We start from the raw sequence: 16933 nt of genomic DNA, 5'->3' as shown, positions 1-16933 counted from the left end.
CCGGGATGATCCCGAGGGGGCTTCGACCTGTGTGCACTCGGCAGGATTCGAACCTGCAACCTTCTGATCCGTAGCTCTATGTGGATCGGTCGGTGACGGTCAGACCGGGCGGACGACGGCCCTACGAGTACGTTGCCAGTTAGGGGTGGTTGCTGTGGTTGCTGTACTTCGCTGCTGTACAGCAACCACAGTGATCAAGCTTGGGGCAGCAGGTCAGGCCTTGAACACTTGTAGCTCTTCCCCTCTGGCCAGATGATCGATTGCCCAGCAGTCTCCGCGAGCCCGATGAGGTCTGCGCGAGGCTTGCTTGGCACGAGCACGGCTCGGTACTTCGCGCGCACGAAGCGGTTGTAGTCGAGAAGCTGGCCAAGCGCCATGCGCATGTTCTCCCGTGTCACGCTGCCCTTGGCTTCGATGAGGAGATCGAGGTCCGGTACGTAGAGGTCCGTGAGGAGAGGCCTGGTCTCTCCTTCAGGCAAGATCCGTTGCCGGTGCACCCGGTAGCCCTTGGCGCGCAGATAAGCGCTGAAGTCTAGGACCAGCTTGCCCTCCCGACGCTCCGCCTCGTAGGGCTCGCGGTTCGGGTCGACGTACGTCTTCTCGGTCTCTAGTCGCTCAATGTCGATCTCGGTGACAGGTTGCTCCTGATCGGCGAGCAGCCGGCCCAGCTTCGTGCCAGCGTGTTTGGGCGGCGTGTCCAGCGGGCGAAGCTTGAAGACAATGACCTTGCGAAGCGGCCCGTCTCCAGTCTCCGGCGCGTCCGCTTCGTACCATCCCGCCACAGCGAACCGGCCGAGGTAGGTCACGTTGCCCCGGGCTCCCTGGAAGACCCGCAGGGCTCGCCCCTCGACCTCATGGTTCAGGATGCTGGCGTTTCCGGAGAGCATGCGCTGATCTCCGTATTGCCCTTCCCCGCTGTAGTGGAAGAGCTCATCGGGCATCCAGCCGTCGTAGTACCCGTGCTTCTCGCCGGCGATCGGGTCCGTAAAGATCATTACGTTCGGCGTCTTGGCTGATGGTCCGATGCCGCCCTGCGTCCGTCCGCCGTACTTGGCGTGCAGCTGCTTGCGCTCGATCACGTCACCTGGTTCGAGGTCCCACTCGATGGCCTCGCGCTCCGCGGAGCTCACCTCCGTCACGGTCGCTCTCCTCCTTAGCCCAACCGCGTCTACTGCGGCTGGGCTTAGTGTACGCTTGCCAAGCCGCATGGGAATCAGATGGTCGAATCGGATACCAGAATCACGCATCCGATTTGGATAGGACAGGTTGGAGGTGCTGGAGACACGACGAAACTTCTGAAGGAATTAATTGATCTGCACCGGCTTGCAATTCGTCTGCCGCTGACGCCCCGTCAAGCTCGAAGCTCCACAGGTATGCTGAGCCTGCTCGCTCCTTACCGATCACCGCTCCTCGTCGCACACCCGCGGTCGAGGGCCCGGCTCGCCCGGGAAGCAACACAGGTGAGGAGCAAGGTATGGGAAGGCGAGAGTCTGACGACGACCGCGAGGATGAGCGTGATCCTGACCCGGACCCACGGTGGTTCCGGCTTCTGATCAAAGCTCTGCCGGCCGTGGCAGCTGTCGCAACCTGTGTGGAGCAGCTCGTAGTACGGCGCTAGCGCCGTGGAGTGGTGCCGGACGACAGCGGACCGAAGCGGGTCCGACCGTTACCTAGTCGGCCGGACCCGCTTCGATTACTCCACGCACGAGCCCGGTCCTGGTCGGCAAACCGGGGCCGGGCCTCCGTGCTGGAGGTCTAGGCGCGATCTAGGGGTGCAACTTGATGTTGCATCTCCACTCAATAGGACCTACTGTCTCGCGTCGCCACTATATCTACCCTGGAGCTGGTTAGCTCCAGGTGGCGTTATTAGCGTTAGCGCTAACCGACGGTTCCTAACCGTGATGGCCATACCCGTAACCGCCCAACGCCACCGCAACCCACCACCCTCCCCAGCTCCCATCCCGTCCGCCGTCGACCCACACACCGTGGAGCGGGCGTGGTTCAGGGCGTCCAGGTGGAGCGCGCCACTGTACGAACGACCTGGGCGCCCTGGGCCGCGTCTGCTCGGCTCTGCCTGGGTCGATGGTGGTCGGGATGGGAGCACCCCGCGCACGCCACTACGGACCCGCAGTCGGGAACGGCGCCCCCTCCATCCCGGTGCCGGCCGATCCCCCGCCGGAGGCATCGTCTTGACCGTGGGCTGCTCTGTGCGGTGATCGCCTCATGGCCTCGGCCCTATCCATATGTGGGCGCGCGTCGGCGCAGCGCGGGCGGAGCGGGCCGGAGGCAGGAGCGGCGCCCGGAGCGGAGCCGGGAAGCGCGCCCGGCGGAGCGGAGCGCAGCCGGGGCTTGATGAGGTAGAGAAACTTGTAACAGCTCAGGTGCGCAGCGGTTCAGGGCTCGATGTCTCGTCGGTGAGACCGTGGTCGGCTGGACGGGTAGGGCGTTGGGCTAGCCAGCCAGACACTCGTGGGCCCCCGTTGACGGCGTTGCCTTCGAGGACGGTCCTCACGTGCTGGAAGCCTTCGTCCAGGTAGTACCGCTGAAGGCGCTCGTTGGTGGTCCACGCGTCGAGTCGTAGCCACTTGGCACCAGCGCGGTACGCCCGATCGCCGGCCCAATCGAGAAGCTTGCTCCCAAGGTCTTGTCCTGCGTACCCGCGCGAGACCGTCAACTTGTTGACGAACATCGAGGGGTCGCCGAGTTCCGCAGCATTCCACAACCCCTCTTCCGCCTCCGGCGTGAGTGTGATGGTGCCGGCGGTGCGCTCACCATCCCTCAGCATGAAGACGGTTCCGGCCTCGATGGTCGCCAAGAGTCGGTCCGCCGGGTATGGGCGGCTCCATTGGTCACTGCCAAGCTTGCTGATCCATTCCGCTGCTTCCTCCCGGAAGCTGAGCAGCCGGTCAAGGTCGGCGGGCGTGGCGCTCGTGATTCTCACTTGACGTCGTTCTCATTCCGGGCGCTCAGGTCGCCGATCTCGTAGTTCATGCGGTTCAGGTCACCGCGGAAGGTCGTCACCGTGCACCGGACGGGGCGCTCACTTGTATAGCCCGTGCGTGTCCAGAGCAGCACTGGGACGCCGGGGCCAATCTCAAGGAGGTGTGCTTCCTCCGGGGTCGGCATGCGGGTGGAGATCTCGTCTGCGTAGCCCACCTGCTCGATACCTCGGCCGGCTAGGTAGCGGGTGGTGCCCTCGTCGATGTCGCCTGGTTCGGCGAGTCGCGGCGCTTCCTGGATGAGCCAATCCGGGTAGTGGGTCGCCTGAGTCGACCACGGCACGTCATCGACGAAGCGGTGACAAAACCGCAGTACGGACCGGGAACCTGCCTCAACTCTCAGCCGCTTGGCGACGTACTCCGGCGTGGGCGTCATCTCCACCCGGAAGCGTTGATGTGGGCGACGGCCGGCGTTCGTGACGTCGGTTGAGTAAGCGTCGCCGTTCTGCGGGAAGGTCAGGTTCTCGAAGCGTGAGGCGTTCAGTTCGAAGACCTCATGCTTTCGCACCTCGTAGCCCAGCCCCTGACTGGACGTAACGAGTCCTTGGCTGACCAGCAAGCTCAGTCCTGATCGGACGGTGTTCCGGGAGGCATCGAAACGGCTGGCCAAGTCGGCCTCAGACGGTAGCCGGTCCCCAGGGGCGTACGTGCCGTTGTCGATCTCACGACGCAGCGCGTCGGCCACCTGCTGGTACTTCGGCTGCTTGCTCATGCCTCCATCATGACGCACTCGCTCAACTTGTTGGTACATGTTCGCGCGAAGTGCTTGACGTCTCACTCACGGTGCGTCAATCTCGAAGCATCAACTTGTACCAACAAGTTGAGCAAGAGGTCCAAGAGGCCTAACTCTGATGTGTTCTGGAGTGAGCTATGCCGTCGTTCAAGATCGACGTTTCGACCGCTGTGGTGTTCGTGGCGACCGCGCCGGAACCCAAGATGGCGAACAAGAAGACCGGTGAGCGGGCCGTGGACCGGGACACCGGTGCGGCGCTGTCGACGGTGGGCCTGCTGGTCTCGGACGAGGGAGAGGGCAACCTCTACCAGGTGACCATCCCGGAGACGGGTTACCCGGAGGGTCTGGCGCCGGGCATGCCGGTGCGGGTCGTCGGGCTGAGGGCGCGGGACTGGGAGAACGAGTTCAACGGCCAGAAGCGGCACGGGATCTCGTTCCGCGCGGTCGCGATCACCTCGGTGGCCTGACCGTGACTGACCTGCCGACGTGGCTGGAGGCCACGGGAGCCTTAGCGGGGGCCGGCGGTCTCGGCTATGCGAAGGTCCGCGCGCCGCGCGTGTACTGGTCGCTGGTCGGGATGCCGGTCACCTGGGGCCGGTTCACCTTCTCCTACGCCTCGACCATGGACGTGTGCGGTCTGACGGTTCAACCGTCCGCGCTGCGGGCGTTCATGACGCGCAACGTGGCCCGCCGTGAGGTGCGGCCGGTTCCGCCGAAGGTGCGCCGGGTGCGTCCGACCTCGACCGGGCTGCGGGTCTCGCTGCGTCTGCCCGCGGGGCTGGAGCCGGCCGACATCGCCGCTTCCTCGCAGCGCCTGCGGCACGCCTGGGGTGTGCAGTCGGTGACCGTGGTGGAGTCCAAGCCGGGCTATGTCGAGCTGCGCATGACCGGCTATGACGTGCTCGGCCGGGTCCGGATGCCGCGCCGGGCCGTGCCTCGCGGGCTGGTGGTTCCGGTGGCGCTGCGGGAGGACGGCACGGTCTTCGAGCGGGACTACCGCAAGATCCCGCACGCGCTGACGCTGGGTGCGAACCAGTCGGGCAAGTCGATGTATCAGCGCAACCTGATCCAGGGCCTGGCGCGGCTGCCGGTGGGTCTGGTCGGGATCGACTGCAAGCGCGGGGTCGAGCAGTCCCGGTACGCGCCGCGGCTGTCGGCGCTGGCCACCGACCGCGAGAGTGCCGGACACCTGGTCGACGCGCTGGTTGCGGAGATGGAAGAGCGCTTCGATCTGCTCGCCCTGTACGGCGTCTCGGACCTGTGGGAGCTGCCCGCGAAGGTGCGGCCGGCGCCGCTGGTCGTGCTGATCGACGAGGTGGCAGAGCTGTTCCTGGTGACCTCCAAGAAGGAGGAAGCGGCCCGCGATCACACGGTCATGCAACTGGTCCGCCTCGGCCAGATGGCCCGCGCCATCGGGATCTTCCTGGAGGCGTGCGGGCAGCGCTTCGGCTCCGACCTGGGCAGGGGCGCAACCGCCCTGCGGGCCCAACTCACCGGCCGGGTCGTCCATCGCGTCAACGACAAACAGACCGCCGAGATGGGCTTGGGTGACATCGCCCCGGACGCCGTGGTCTCCGTGACCGGGATCCGGGCCGACCGTCCCGGCGTCGCGGTCGCCGGTGACGCCTCCGGTTACTGGTCGCGCATCCGCACCCCCGAGACCACCCCGGCTCAAGCGGCGGCCATCTGCCGGGAGTTCGCCCACCTGACCCCGGACCTGCCGTTCCTGGCTCCGTTCCGCCCGGCCCTCTGCGCCGATGCGGCTGTGGAGCCCGCCGGTATCTAGCCCCCGGCTGCTCGCCCGGTCGGCGTGACCGTCTCACGCCATGCCCTTACCCGAGCCATGCCGAAAACCGAAGGGAGAGATCGCAGTGACGGTCATTCCGTTCCCGAAGCCCGACCCCGGTCCGGTGGATCCGCTGGAGTCGGCCTTGCTCTCCGCCTGGAACAACTCGCCGGACGTCATGGACGACTACCAGGACGAGGAGCCGGAGGACACCTCCGACTCCCCTTGGGCCTGGTGAGCGCCATGGCCGCACGCAAGTCGACCGCCCGCCGAACGCCGCCGGCCAAGCCGTGCCCGGCCTGTGAGGGCACTGGCGAGGTTTCCCGGTCCGTCCACGTCGGCCGCAAGCGCCGGGTCGCCGGACAGCAGACCGGCATCTGCCTGTCCTGCCTGGGTGCCGGAGAGATCCCCGCCGACGCCTGACCCGCCCGAGCTGGGGCCGACCCTCGGCCCCCGCCTCGGCCCGATTTTCCGAACGGAGGTGAAGACCGTGTTCCGCTCGATCCGCATCGACGCCGTGCTCATTCAGGCCGTGATCGCCGGTGCCCTGTCCTTCGCCCACCTGCACGACCTCGCCGAAGCGGCCGGACAGACCGGATGGAAGGCATGGGCCTATCCCGTCTCGGTCGACCTCCTCTTGGTCGCCGCCTGGCGCCGACTGCGCACCGCCCGCCGCGACCGCTCGGCCTGGACATGGTTCGTCATCGCTCTGGTCGCCTCGCTCGGCGCGAACGTGGCGACCGCCGGACTCCTCGACCTCGACCACGTCCCGGCCTGGCTGCGCATCCTCGTCGCCGGCTGGCCCGCGCTCGCCTTCCTCGGCGGCACCCTCCTCGTCCACCAACCCACCAACCCCGCGCCGGAACCGGTCTCTGCGCCTGCTCCCGTGCCGGTCGTCGACCGCCCCGAGACACCCGAACCGGCCCCGGAGGTCACCACACCGGAGCCTGCTCCAGCACTTCCTCAAGCCACGGCCCCCGCGGTTCCGCCCGCGCTGGTGGACCACGCGCGCAAGGTCGCCACCGAGCACCGCACCCGTACCGGCACGGACATCGACACCGCCACCCTGCGCGCTCGCCTCGGCATCCCGGAAGACCTCGCCGGCGCGATCGTCGCCCAACTCGCCTGAAAGGAGGTGACCCCTTCGTGCGCCCGAACCGCTTCTACGACGTGATCCGCATCGGCCCCGTCAAGGTCGGCACGTTCAACAACGGCCGCGGCCAGACCCGGCACACCGCCGCCTGCACCGCCCCGAACTGCGGCTTCTCCACCGAGCACCGCGACCGCTCCGCGGCCGAACTCGCCGCCCGTACCCACCGCTGCACCTGAGAGGAGGCCACCACCATGCAGCTCCCCGAAGACCAGCTTCGCGCCGGTCACATCCCCGCCGACCTCTACCGGCAGATCCCGCCCGGCACCGACCTGCGCCGCGTCGTGATCGTCCAGGAAGCACCCCGCTCCTACCGGGGGCCCATCGTCCTGACGCTCGTGGTCGTCACGGGGTCGGTCGCGGTGCTGCTGGTGATCGCCTTCGTCGTCCAGGCCATCGCCGGCGCCGCCGTCGCGGTTCTGTCGGCCACCGGCGGACTCAGCTACGCGATCAATCGCACCTCCAAGACCAGGAAGGGCATCTGACATGGGCTTCTTCAGCCGCAAGAGCAACGACACCCCGGCCAACCCGGAGATGACCGAACTCGGCCGTGAGTACGCCATCGCCCGGCGCCATGGCGACCGCAAGACCGTCCGACGCATCACCCGGCAGATCGGCGAGTCCGGTCTGAGCGGGAGCGACCGCGCCTCGTTCGAGCAGGGCCGCGACTCCTACGACGCGATCCCGCCGGCCTACTCCAAGCGCCGCAACCGCCGCCGCTAACGCCCTCCGGGGCGGCCTCAACCGCCAAGTGTCCGCCGCCCCGGACGGCTCCACCACTTCCTGATCTTTCGATCCGAAAGGGCTGTCCTCATCATGCATCACAACGACCCCTTCGCCGCCCGCGTCTGCCCCCACTGCGACGGCTTCGCCATCGTGGTCATCGACCGCGGGTCCCGTGACCGCTACGGGCAGCGTGTCACCGTCCCCGTCATCTGTCCGGCGTGCTGGGGCTGGGGTGTCTACCCCCGCATGCCGCGCCGCCGGTTCAACGCGCCGGCCGGGAGGTGACGGCCGTGGCTCTCCTCGACTGGCGCTCGCCCGAGCACTTCGACCACACCGGCGACCAGCCGTGCGTCCTCTGCGACAAGCCGACCCCGCTGCGCTCCGACCGGGGCAAGCCCGTGCACAAGGTGTGTGCGGAGGACTGGATGGACCGCCACGCCGCCGAGGAGGACGACGCGTGACCGACGCCGCCACCATGGCGGGCCTGGACCCGGCCACCCTCGCCGACGTGCTGAGGCTGGCCGGGTCCACCGGCTTCGACCGCATCCAAGACCAGATCCGACGTACCGGCGGCTGCTCCGACCCGATCCACCTGATGGGCTCGACCGTCACCCGCGACGCTGTCACCGGGCACGTGCTGCACGCGTACTCGACCGACACCGAACCGGGCGGGCGACTCCGCGTCGCCTGCGGCAACCGCCGCGCCTCGCGCTGCCCCTCCTGCGCCTGGACGTACGCGGGCGACACCTACCACCTGATCCGCGCCGGCCTCATCGGCGACCCGGCCAAGGGCACTCCGGAGACGATCCGGGACCACCCGCGGGTGTTCGCCACCCTCACCGCACCCTCGTTCGGCCCGGTCCACAACCGGCCCGGTGACCGGCCCTGCCGCTGCGGTGTCCGCCACGGCGAGGACGCTCCCGAGCTGGGCACCCCGCTCGACCCGGAGGCGTACGACTACGAGGGCGCGGTGCTGTGGAACAACCACGCCTCCGAGCTGTGGCGCTACTTCACGATCTACCTGCGCCGGGAGATCGCCAAGTGGGCCGGGCTCACGCAGAAGGACACCCGCGAACAGTCGCGCGTCTCCTTCGGCAAGGTCGCCGAGTACCAGAAGCGCGGCGCGGTGCACTTCCATGCCGTGATCCGCTTCGACGGACCCGACGGGCCCGACAGTCCGCCGCCCGCGTGGGCCACCCTCGACCTGCTCACCGACGCGATCCATGCCGCCGCCGCCCGCGTCGGCGTCGACGTCCCCGCCGCCGGGGACCAGCCGGCCCGCACCCTGCGCTGGGGCACCCAGCTCGACGTACGGCCGATCCGGGCCTTCGGCGGCGGCGAGGAGATCAGCGAACAGGCGGTCGCCTCTTACGTCGCCAAGTACGCCACCAAAGCGGCCGAGACCACCGGCGCCACGGACGCCCCCGTGCACTGCCGTACCTGCCGGGGCACCGGCCGTTCCCCCCGCTACGACCGCGCCGGCTCAGCACTCGGCCGCTGCGCCACCTGCCAGGGCACCGGGCTGGGTGAAGACCTCGCCCGCCTGGAGATCCCCGAGCACGCCCGGCGCTTGATGGCCGCGTGCATCGACCTCCAGCCGCTCTACTGCGATCGGCTGCTGGCCCGGTGGGCCCACATGCTCGGCTTCCGCGGCCACTTCTCCACCAAGTCCCGCAGCTACTCCACCACCCTCGGCGCCCTGCGCCAGGTCCGCGCCGACTACCGCGCCGCCCAGCAACGCGCCGCCCTCGGCCTGCCCGACCTCGACGACACGGAGGCAACCACTCTGACCCTCGCCCACTGGACCTACGCCGGCCACGGCCACACCCCCGGCGAATCCTGGCTCGCCGCCAACATCCGCCGCGACATCCAGCACAACCGCGAAACCGCCCGCGAGGAACTACCCGCTCTGCTCGACCTGGAAGGAACCGCCACATGACGACGGCTGTGATCACACGCAAGTGGTACACCACGGCAGAGGTGGCCGAGATGCTCGGCTTTGGCCTGTCCAAGACCAAGATGCTCGTCCTCACCGGAGAGATCCGCTCCGTCAAGGTCGGCCGTAACCGTCGCATCCTCCCGGCCTAGGTGGACGAGTACGTGCAGCACGTCGCCTCTCAGGCTGAGGAGATGTCGGCATGAGCGGCAAGCGCGCCAACGGCGAAGGCTCGATCTACCAGTACAAGAACGGTTACGCGGCCTACGTCTGGGTGACCAAACCGGACGGCAAGCGGGCTCGGAAGTACGCCTATGGGAAGACCCGGGAGGAGGTTCACGAGAAGTGGCTCAACCTCCATGCGGAGGCGAAAAGAGGGCCTGTGGCCACCCGGCACCCGACGGTGAGCACCTTCCTCGCGTACTGGCTCGACTCGGTCGTGAAGCCGAACCTGGCTCCCTTGTCGTACGTCTCGTACGAGGGTTCCGCCCGGCTCTACATCGTTCCGCACCTCGGCTCGAAGCGACTGGACCGGCTCACGGTCCGGGATGTCCGCGAGTGGCTTACCAAGCTGGCTACCGTCTGCCAGTGCTGCGCTCAGGGCAAGGACGCGAAGCGGGAGCCTTCCCGTCGGAAGTGCTGTGCGATCGGGGAGTGCTGCGAGTCCTATCCGTCCCGCCGTGTGGTCCAGGCCGCGCGTGATGCCCTGCGGGCGGCCCTGACCCATGCGGTCTCCGAGGAGCTGATCAGTAAGAACGTCGCTTCGCTGGTGAAGGTGCCCAAGCCGCGACGTCGCCGGATCAAGCCTTGGTCGGTCGCGGAGGCAAGCCAGTTCCTCACCGATGCCGCCGCGCGGGATGACCACCTCTTCGCCGCGTGGGTCCTGGTGCTCTGCCTCGGCCTGCGTCGTGGTGAGGTCCTGGGGCTGACGTGGAAGTCCGTGGACTTCGAGCGGGGCGAGCTGTACGTGGACCACCAGATCCAGCGCGCCGGACGTCAGATCTTGCACCGGGAGACCAAGACCGAGGACTCCGACGACTTCCTTCCTCTGCCGGCACTCTGCCTCAAAGCTCTGCGGATGCGTCGCGCACAGCAGATCGGAGACCGGAAGGCCGTCGGGGAGCTCTGGCAGAACGATCACGACCTGGTCTTCACCACGAAGTACGGCACGCCCATCGAGCCAGGCAACATGACCCGCATGTTCGCCCTGCGCGCTCGCCGCGCCGGACTCCGGGTGATCCCACTCCGGAACACCCGGCACACGTGCAGCTCGCTCCTGGTGGCTCTCAAGGTCCACCCGAAGGTGGCGCAGCGCATCCTGCGGCACTCGCAGATCGCCATGACGATGGAGGTCTACGCCGAAGCGAGCGAGGAGGAGGTGCGCGCCGCGATCGGCAAGCTGTCGAACGCGATGGGTGGTAGCGGCACCGACTAGTCGAAGCCGGTTGCTGTACTTCGCTGCTGTACGCCCCTGAAACGCAAGAGGCCCCGGATCTCTCCGGGGCCTCTCACCTGTGTGCACTCGGCAGGATTCGAACCTGCAACCTTCTGATCCGTAGTCAGATGCTCTATCCGTTAAGCTACGAGTGCTTGTCTTTTCAGTTTTCTCGCCGCTCCCCGGTCCTTTCGGCCCGCTCGCGGCGACAGGAAGAACATTACATGACTGCCGCCGTCATGTGAAATCCGTTTGGCTCACCCCTTGTGACCTGCGCAAACGCGGGATCGGCCAGGGAGCGGGAACGACGAAGCCCCGGCCATGGGACCGGGGCTTCGTGAGGTGGCGGAGGCGGAGGGATTTGAACCCTCGATGGGCTTTAAGACCCAAACCGCATTAGCAGTGCGGCGCCATAGACCGGACTAGGCGACGCCTCCATGCACAGAGCCCTCCGCGCGTGAGCGCGAGTGGATCGGTGCGTGCCGATGATGACACACCCGCGTGGGCTGTCACCAATCGCCACCCACGGTACTAGGCGGGGAGCCCGCAGGGCAAAGCACTTCCGCCCTCGCGTCGGTGTGGCGCGACGTCCCGCGCGGTGGCGCGTTGATCAGGCCATGTCGCAGCTCATTCCTCAGGTCGTGTCGCGGGGCCGGCGGGCGGACACCGCGCGCCCCGTGCCCGTGCTGTGGCGGCTCGTCGCCGTCGCGGCCCTCACCTCGCTGTCCACCGCGCCCCCGGCGGCGTACGCGCAGGGCGCTCCCCCGCGCGGTGACCGCCTCACCGTCACCGTGCGCGACGCGGGCGGCGGGGCGGACGGGACGTACGAGGTGCGGTGCCGGCCCGGTGGCGGCGACCATCCCGACCCCGCCGGGGCCTGCGCGGCCGTCGAGCGGAACACGCGGTGGGGGCGGGACGCCTTCGCCCCGGTGCCGCGGGACACCGTCTGCACCCTGCAGTACGGCGGGCCCGCCACCGCCCGCGTCACCGGCACCTGGGCCGGCCGCCCCGTCGACGCGGCCTACGACCGTACGAACGGATGCGAGATCGTCCGCTGGGACCGGCTGGTGCCGCTGCTGCCCGCAGCGGGCGCCGGGGGACGCGGGTGAGGGAGACCTCGGGGGCGGCGGGAGTGACGGGTGGGACAGGGGGCGCGTGGTGGCGAGTCGGGGCACAGGGGACGTAAAGGTCCCGCGAAGGTTCGGGACGCGTCGGTGCAGGCAGTCGCGTGTTCCGGACGTACCGGGCGTCACATCGCCGTCACTTTCCCGTGCGATGTCCGTCCCATCCGGCGTCGCGAGCGCAATCCCAGCCCTTAGACTCCCTCGCGTGACACGCTGCGGGCAGGTTGGCAAGATGGCCCGAGCGGTCGGCACGTCGCGGTAACAGGGAGGAAGCGTCTCGTGAGCAGCAGGCCATCCCGGGGCACTGCTCGCCTCGCAGCCATACTGGACGCGCTCCCGGACGCCCTGGTGCTGGTCAACGCCAACGGGACGATCGTCAACGCCAACGCCATCGCCCTGGAGGCCTTCGAGACCCCGGGCACGGCGCTGGTGGGGCGCGGGCTGCTGGACCTGCTGCCGGACTTCGACTCCAAGCTCATCCCGGGCTCCATGCGGCGGCCCGACCACATCGATCCCCGGGCGCGGACCAAGCCGACGCGGATGGTCGCCCGGCGGACCGACGGGACCGAGTTCCCGGTCGAGGTCACCAGTGCGAATCTGGAGAACGGCCAGCAGGCGTACGACAATTCCGGCTACACCGGCGACGAGCTGCTGATGCTCGTCGTCCGCGACCTCTCCGGCACCGTCGACACCGAGGCCGAGCTGGCGCGTTCGCAGCGGCAGACCGAGATGATCCTGCGGGCCGCCTCCGAGGGTGTCGTCGGGACCGACACCGACGGGCGGATCGTCCTCGTCAACCCGGCCGCCGCCCAGATACTGGGCTACCGGGCCGGTGAACTCGGCGGGCGCGAGCTGCACACGCTCGTCCTCCACTCGCGTGCCGACGGCTCCCCCTTCCCGTACGACGAGTCCCCGCTCGCCGACACCCTGCGCTCCGGGCGCAAGCACCGGGTGCGCGGTCAGGTGCTGTACGCCAAGAACGGCGACAAGCTGCCGGTCGACCTGACGACCGCGCCGGTGCGCGACGGCGACCAGCTCGTCGGTGCCGTCATGACGTTCCTCGACCGCCGCCCCTACGACGCGCTCGCCGAGGAGAAGGAGCAGGCCGAGCGGGAGCACGCCGAGGAGCTGGAGCGGCTCGCCGAGGAGCACGGCTCCGAGCTCACCGCCCTGCGCCAGGGCCACGTCACCGAGCTGGAGAAGCTGCGCGAGCAGCACGCGGAGGAACTCGCCGCGAACGAGGAGCGGTACGCCGCGCTCGGCGAGCGGGAGAAGGACCGCTACGAGGCCCTCGCCGCGCGTCACGACCAGTTGCTCACCCTGCTGGGGCGGTCCCTGCGGGGCCCGCTGGAGGAGCTGCGCCGGGAGCTGTCCGCGCTGGCCTCCGACGACGCCGGTCAGCTGTGGCCCGAGGCCAACCAGGTGCTCCACCACCTGTCGGCCGGCTACGCCCGGATCACCACCCTCATCGACAACGTCCTCGGCTACCAGCGGCTCGACGCCGGTGGTGAGCAGATCGCCCGTACGAAGGTGATGCTCGACGCCGTCGTCGCCGCCGGGGTCGACGGGGCCGTGGAGCTCATCGGGCCCGGGCGGGTGCAGTTCGCGGTGCACGCGCCGCCCATCGAGGCCGAGGTCGACCCGCGGCTGCTCGCGACCGCCCTCGCGCATCTCGTCGCGGACGTCGCGGGTGTCGACGCGACCGGCAACACGCCTGTGTCGGCGGGCGGTTACCTGGACAACACGGTCGTGGTCGCGGCGGCGCAGCGCGGTGAGGTCGTCCGCATCGAGGTGCGCGGGCCGTACGGCGGCGGCGACCCGGTGCACGAGCCGATCGTGCGCGGGATCGTCCGGGCGCACGGCGGTGTGCTGCAGACGCACGAGGTGCCCGGGATGAGCGGCAGCGCGTTCGTCCTCGAGGTGCCGATCGGGAACGGGGCGGGGTCCGTGCCGGCCGCCGGACCGGCAGCGCCGGCGGTGTCGGCGGTGTCGGCCGAGGTGGCCGTTCCCGCCGAGCCGGTCCCCGCCGGCGGCGGGCGGCGCCGGGCGCGGCGCGCGTCCGTGGACGCCTTCCTGGAGAGCGAGGTGCCGGGTCCGGACGACGGTTCCGGTACGGACTCCGCGCCCACCGGACGGCGCAGGCGCCGGGCGGCCGCCGCCGTCGACGACGAGCCCGCGCAGGCGTCCGGCGGCACCGGGCGGCGGCGCGGCCGGCCGGCCGAGGACGCGCCGGCCGCGGTGGGTGCCGAGGTCGAGCTCGCCGGGGCCGCCGGGGTGTCCGAGGGGGCCGTCGTCACCGCCGCCGAGCACGCGGCGGGGGCCGCCGCGTCGAACACCGGGCTGGGCGGGACCGTACCGCCGCAGGGGGTGCCGGGGCCGTCCGGGCAGCGCGCCCGGCAGGGGTCCGGCGAACAGCACGCGCTGCCGCCGGCGCTGCCCGCGCCGTCCGGCACCCCGCAGACCGAGGTCGCGGTGCATGTTCCGGCTCAGGCTTCGGAGCAGGCGCAGGCGCAGCCGACGGGACGGCGCCGGCGTGCGCTGGCCGCCGCCACCGAGCGGGCGGCGGCGCAGGAGGCGGCGCCCCGTACGGTGTTCGCGCTGCCACCGGCCGAGGCGGACCAGGAACAGCACACCGGCCTGCCCGCCCAGGCCGAGGCGATCGGACAGGCCGACGCGACCGGGCGGATCGAGTCTGTCGGGGCTGCCGGACAGGCCCGGGTCGACAACGGCCGCCATGACGCCGTTCCGCACGACCAGGCCGACGACCACACCCCGCCGCAGCCGCACCCCACCAGCGCACCGACGGGCCGCCGCCGGCGGGCCGCCGCCCAGCCGGCAGGGCCCGACGGCGCACCCACCGGGGCTCCCGTTCCGGCCGCCCAGGCGGCGACCGTCCAGGCTCCGGGGGCTTCGGCGCCGTGGGAGGCGGCACCCGCGCAGGGGGTGCCTGCCGCGCCTCAGGGGACTCCGGTCCCGCCGCCGGGGGCTCCCGTACCGGCACAGGGGACGGCTGTTCCGGCCCAGGGGGCCGCGGTTCCGCCGCAGGGCACGTCCGCCGCGCCGCAGGGCGCACCCGTGCCCGCACAGGGCGCGGCCGTTCCCCCGCAAGGGGCTCCCGTAGCCGCACACAGTGCCGCGGTCCCGCCGCAGGGCTCCGCGGTCCCGGCACCCGGCGCTCCTGTTCCGGCACCCGGTGCCGCGGTCCCGGTGCAAGGTGCCGCGGCTCCGGCGCAGGGCGCTCCCGTGCCCGCACAGGGCGCGGCTGTTCCTCCGCAGGGGGCTCCGGTACCGGCACACGGTGCCGCTGTCCCGCCGCAGGGCGCCACGCCCCCGGCGCACGGAGCTCCCGTACCCGCACAGGGCGCGGCCGTTCCTCCGCAGGGGACCCCGGTACCGGCACACGGTGCCGCCGTCCCCCCGCAGGGCACGTCCGCCGCGCCGCAGGCCGCATCCGTGCCCGCACAAGGCGCGGCCGTCCCCCCGCAAGGGGCTCCCGTAGCCGCACACAGCACCGCCGTACCGCCGCCGGGCGCCACGCCCCCGGCACCCGGCGCCCCGGTACCGGCTCCCGGTGCCGCCGTACCCCCGCAGGGGCAGGCGGCGCAGCCGCTTCCCGTCGCTCAGCCGCTTCCCGCCGAGGCCGCGCCCGGGTCGGGTGCCGCGGCCGGAGGTGGTCCCGTCCCGCAGCAGTGGCCCGCCGCCGGTGACACCTCCGGTGCCGGTACGGCCGTACCGGCGGCCGCGGGCCCGCCGCAGCCGACCCCCGCCGCCGGCACCCCGTTGCCGCCCGAGGGCGCGCCGGCGCGGCGGGCCGCTCAGCCGTTGCCGGCGGAGGCCTCGGCGCCGGTCGATCCGAACTCCACGCAGGGGCGGGCGATCAGCGTGCGGACGCTGGGGCAGGGTGTGCCGTTCAACCGGCAGGCCGCCCAGGTGCAGCAGCCGCTGCCGTCGGCCACGCCTCCCCCGCACCAGCCGGGCGGCTCCGGCCGCCGCCGCAAGCTCGGTACGCGCCCCGAACCGGCCGCGGGCGGCGAGCAGAACGCGCGCCCTCATCCGCCGGCCGAGCCCGTACCCGCCGGCGCGCACGCACACGCCCCGGCGCACTCCCGGCTCGCGCCGGGGACCGAGGGCACCGGACGGTCGTACGCCATAGGGGCGCCCGACGCGAACGCCGCCGAGGGGCCCGAGCCGCTGGACGGTCCGGGCGGGGCCGTCGAGGTGGCGGACCCGCCGCGTCCGCAGCCGATGGACGACGAGCTGCCGCCGGAGCCGCTGGACAACCCGCGCCGGCTGCTGGTGTGGCCCGCGCCGGACGTCACCACCCAGCAGGCGCTGAGCGACCGCGGCTACCGGCCGGTGATCGTGCACTCGCGCGAGGAGGTCGACGCGCAGATCGCGGCGTTCCCCGCCGCGCTGTTCGTGGACCCGCTGACCGGGCCGATCACCCGTACGGCCCTGCAGTCGCTGCGGCAGGCCGCGGTGGCCGCCGAAGTGCCGGTGCTGGTCACGGCCGGGCTCGGACAGGCCTCGCGCGACGCCGCGTACGGCGCCGATCCCGCCGTACTGCTGAAGGCGCTCGCGCCGCGCGACAGCGATCAGCACCCCCCGCGCGTGCTGCTGATCGAGGAGCACGCGGAGATCGCGCTGGCGCTGACCGGGACGCTGGAGCGGCGCGGGATGCAGGTCGCGCGGGCCGCGAGTGACGCCGACGCGGTGGCGCTGGCGGGGCAGTTCCGGCCGAACCTGGTGGTGATGGACCTGATGCGGGTGCACCCGCGCCAGGCCGGGCCCGCCGGGATCGTCGACTGGCTGCGGGCGAACGGACAGCTCACCCGCACCCCGCTCGTCGTCTACACGGCCGCCGTCGGCCAGGCGGACCTGCCGCGGCTGGCCTCCGGCGAGACGGTGCTGTTCCTTGCGGAGCGGTCCACCAGCGAAGAGGTGCAGGACAGGCTCGTCGACCTGCTGTCGCGGATCGGGACCAACTGACCCGCACCCGGCTGCGCGCACCGGCCGGCTGATGCGGCACGGCGGGAGTCGGCCC

The 16933-nt window shown here is 70.9% G+C and carries 18 protein-coding genes and 3 tRNA genes; 15 read left to right on the top strand and 6 right to left on the bottom strand.

Annotated features, from left to right (window positions below; all coding sequences use genetic code 11):
* Positions 1–32 precede the first annotated feature (32 nt).
* The 4 genes from IH50_RS41535 to IH50_RS0103995 form a co-directional block, all read right to left on the bottom strand.
* A tRNA-OTHER gene (locus tag IH50_RS41535) sits at positions 33–131 on the bottom strand.
* Positions 132–194: 63 nt separating this feature from the next.
* Complete coding sequence (locus IH50_RS0104005) at positions 195–1139, bottom strand: hypothetical protein (protein WP_030857255.1); 945 nt, start codon at positions 1137–1139, stop codon at positions 195–197.
* 1238 nt (positions 1140–2377) lie between these two features.
* A complete protein-coding gene (locus tag IH50_RS0104000) occupies positions 2378–2941 on the bottom strand; it encodes a GNAT family N-acetyltransferase (RefSeq protein WP_030857253.1) in 564 nt (187 codons plus the stop codon).
* Positions 2938–3711 (bottom strand): GntR family transcriptional regulator, encoded by a 774-nt coding sequence (locus tag IH50_RS0103995; protein ID WP_030857252.1) that lies wholly within the window; start codon positions 3709–3711, stop codon positions 2938–2940. Before IH50_RS0103995 ends, IH50_RS0104000 begins: the two co-directional genes overlap by 4 nt.
* 158 nt (positions 3712–3869) lie before the next feature.
* Here IH50_RS0103995 and IH50_RS0103990 point away from each other — a divergent pair, with 158 nt between their 5' ends.
* The 13 genes from IH50_RS0103990 to IH50_RS0103930 all read left to right on the top strand — a co-directional run bounded on the left by IH50_RS0103990 (position 3870) and on the right by IH50_RS0103930 (position 10765).
* Positions 3870–4199 carry a hypothetical protein gene (locus IH50_RS0103990; protein WP_030857250.1) on the top strand — a complete coding sequence of 110 codons (330 nt, stop codon included), beginning with the start codon at positions 3870–3872 and terminating at the stop codon, positions 4197–4199.
* A gap of 2 nt (positions 4200–4201) precedes the next feature.
* Positions 4202–5518 (top strand): FtsK/SpoIIIE domain-containing protein, encoded by a 1317-nt coding sequence (locus IH50_RS0103985; protein WP_030857248.1) that lies wholly within the window; start codon positions 4202–4204, stop codon positions 5516–5518.
* 85 nt (positions 5519–5603) lie between these two features.
* A complete protein-coding gene (locus tag IH50_RS41525) occupies positions 5604–5756 on the top strand; it encodes a hypothetical protein (protein WP_158801152.1) in 153 nt (50 codons plus the stop codon).
* Positions 5757–5761: 5 nt separating this feature from the next.
* Entirely contained in the window at positions 5762–5941 is a 180-nt protein-coding gene (locus IH50_RS0103975) for a hypothetical protein (RefSeq protein WP_030857246.1), read from the top strand.
* A 67-nt stretch (positions 5942–6008) separates the two neighbouring features.
* Positions 6009–6647, top strand: a complete 639-nt coding sequence (locus IH50_RS0103970; RefSeq protein WP_030857244.1) for a DUF2637 domain-containing protein — start codon at positions 6009–6011, stop codon at positions 6645–6647.
* Positions 6648–6664: 17 nt separating this feature from the next.
* Positions 6665–6847, top strand: coding sequence for a mobile element transfer protein (locus tag IH50_RS0103965; RefSeq protein WP_030857242.1), 183 nt, complete (start codon positions 6665–6667; stop codon positions 6845–6847).
* A 15-nt stretch (positions 6848–6862) separates the two neighbouring features.
* Positions 6863–7153, top strand: a complete 291-nt coding sequence (locus tag IH50_RS0103960; protein ID WP_030857240.1) for a hypothetical protein — start codon at positions 6863–6865, stop codon at positions 7151–7153.
* A 1-nt stretch (position 7154) separates the two neighbouring features.
* Positions 7155–7391, top strand: coding sequence for a hypothetical protein (locus IH50_RS0103955; protein WP_030857238.1), 237 nt, complete (start codon positions 7155–7157; stop codon positions 7389–7391).
* A 93-nt stretch (positions 7392–7484) separates the two neighbouring features.
* Complete coding sequence (locus IH50_RS0103950; RefSeq protein ID WP_030857236.1) at positions 7485–7679, top strand: hypothetical protein; 195 nt, start codon at positions 7485–7487, stop codon at positions 7677–7679.
* 5 nt (positions 7680–7684) lie between these two features.
* On the top strand, positions 7685–7855 hold the full coding sequence (locus IH50_RS41930; protein ID WP_199822036.1) for a hypothetical protein: 171 nt from the start codon (positions 7685–7687) through the stop codon (positions 7853–7855).
* Positions 7852–9333 (top strand): replication initiator, encoded by a 1482-nt coding sequence (locus tag IH50_RS0103940; RefSeq protein ID WP_030857234.1) that lies wholly within the window; start codon positions 7852–7854, stop codon positions 9331–9333. The genes IH50_RS41930 and IH50_RS0103940 overlap by 4 nt, the downstream gene beginning before the upstream one ends.
* Positions 9330–9482: an excisionase family DNA-binding protein gene (locus IH50_RS37420; RefSeq protein WP_051767156.1), complete on the top strand. Its 153-nt coding sequence runs from the start codon at positions 9330–9332 to the stop codon at positions 9480–9482. Before IH50_RS0103940 ends, IH50_RS37420 begins: the two co-directional genes overlap by 4 nt.
* Positions 9483–9532: 50 nt before the next feature.
* Positions 9533–10765 (top strand): tyrosine-type recombinase/integrase, encoded by a 1233-nt coding sequence (locus IH50_RS0103930; protein ID WP_030857232.1) that lies wholly within the window; start codon positions 9533–9535, stop codon positions 10763–10765.
* Between the two features lie 82 nt (positions 10766–10847).
* Here IH50_RS0103930 and IH50_RS0103925 read toward each other — a convergent pair.
* Positions 10848–10920, bottom strand: a tRNA-Arg gene (locus IH50_RS0103925).
* 188 nt (positions 10921–11108) lie between these two features.
* Positions 11109–11202: transfer RNA gene (locus IH50_RS0103920), tRNA-Ser, on the bottom strand.
* A 180-nt stretch (positions 11203–11382) separates the two neighbouring features.
* On the opposite strand from IH50_RS0103920, the gene IH50_RS0103915 reads away from it, so the two are divergent.
* Together IH50_RS0103915 and IH50_RS0103910 are read left to right on the top strand one after the other, a co-directional pair.
* On the top strand, positions 11383–11874 hold the full coding sequence (locus tag IH50_RS0103915) for an SSI family serine proteinase inhibitor (protein ID WP_051767155.1): 492 nt from the start codon (positions 11383–11385) through the stop codon (positions 11872–11874).
* A gap of 294 nt (positions 11875–12168) precedes the next feature.
* Positions 12169–16878, top strand: coding sequence for a PAS domain-containing protein (locus IH50_RS0103910; protein WP_078913832.1), 4710 nt, complete (start codon positions 12169–12171; stop codon positions 16876–16878).
* The last annotated feature ends 55 nt before the right edge of the window (positions 16879–16933 follow it).

Origin of the sequence: Streptomyces sp. NRRL S-37 (assembly GCF_000721605.1) — a bacterium.
GTDB lineage: Bacteria > Actinomycetota > Actinomycetes > Streptomycetales > Streptomycetaceae > Streptomyces.
The sequence above is the reverse complement of the archived record's forward strand: the minus strand, read 5'-3'. Positions and strand labels throughout refer to the sequence as shown.

Bases quoted from the DNA above. Each gene is read 5' to 3' on its own strand.
- IH50_RS37420 (WP_051767156.1), top strand. From the start codon at position 9,330: ATGACGACGGCTGTGATCACACGCAAGTGGTACACCACGGCAGAGGTG.
- IH50_RS0103950 (WP_030857236.1), top strand. From the start codon at position 7,485: ATGCATCACAACGACCCCTTCGCCGCCCGCGTCTGCCCCCACTGCGAC.
- IH50_RS0103995 (WP_030857252.1), bottom strand. From the start codon at position 3,711: ATGAGCAAGCAGCCGAAGTACCAGCAGGTGGCCGACGCGCTGCGTCGT.
- IH50_RS0103915 (WP_051767155.1), top strand. From the start codon at position 11,383: ATGTCGCAGCTCATTCCTCAGGTCGTGTCGCGGGGCCGGCGGGCGGAC.
- IH50_RS0103955 (WP_030857238.1), top strand. From the start codon at position 7,155: ATGGGCTTCTTCAGCCGCAAGAGCAACGACACCCCGGCCAACCCGGAG.
- IH50_RS0103990 (WP_030857250.1), top strand. From the start codon at position 3,870: ATGCCGTCGTTCAAGATCGACGTTTCGACCGCTGTGGTGTTCGTGGCG.
- IH50_RS0103975 (WP_030857246.1), top strand. From the start codon at position 5,762: ATGGCCGCACGCAAGTCGACCGCCCGCCGAACGCCGCCGGCCAAGCCG.
- IH50_RS0103930 (WP_030857232.1), top strand. From the start codon at position 9,533: ATGAGCGGCAAGCGCGCCAACGGCGAAGGCTCGATCTACCAGTACAAG.
- IH50_RS0103960 (WP_030857240.1), top strand. From the start codon at position 6,863: ATGCAGCTCCCCGAAGACCAGCTTCGCGCCGGTCACATCCCCGCCGAC.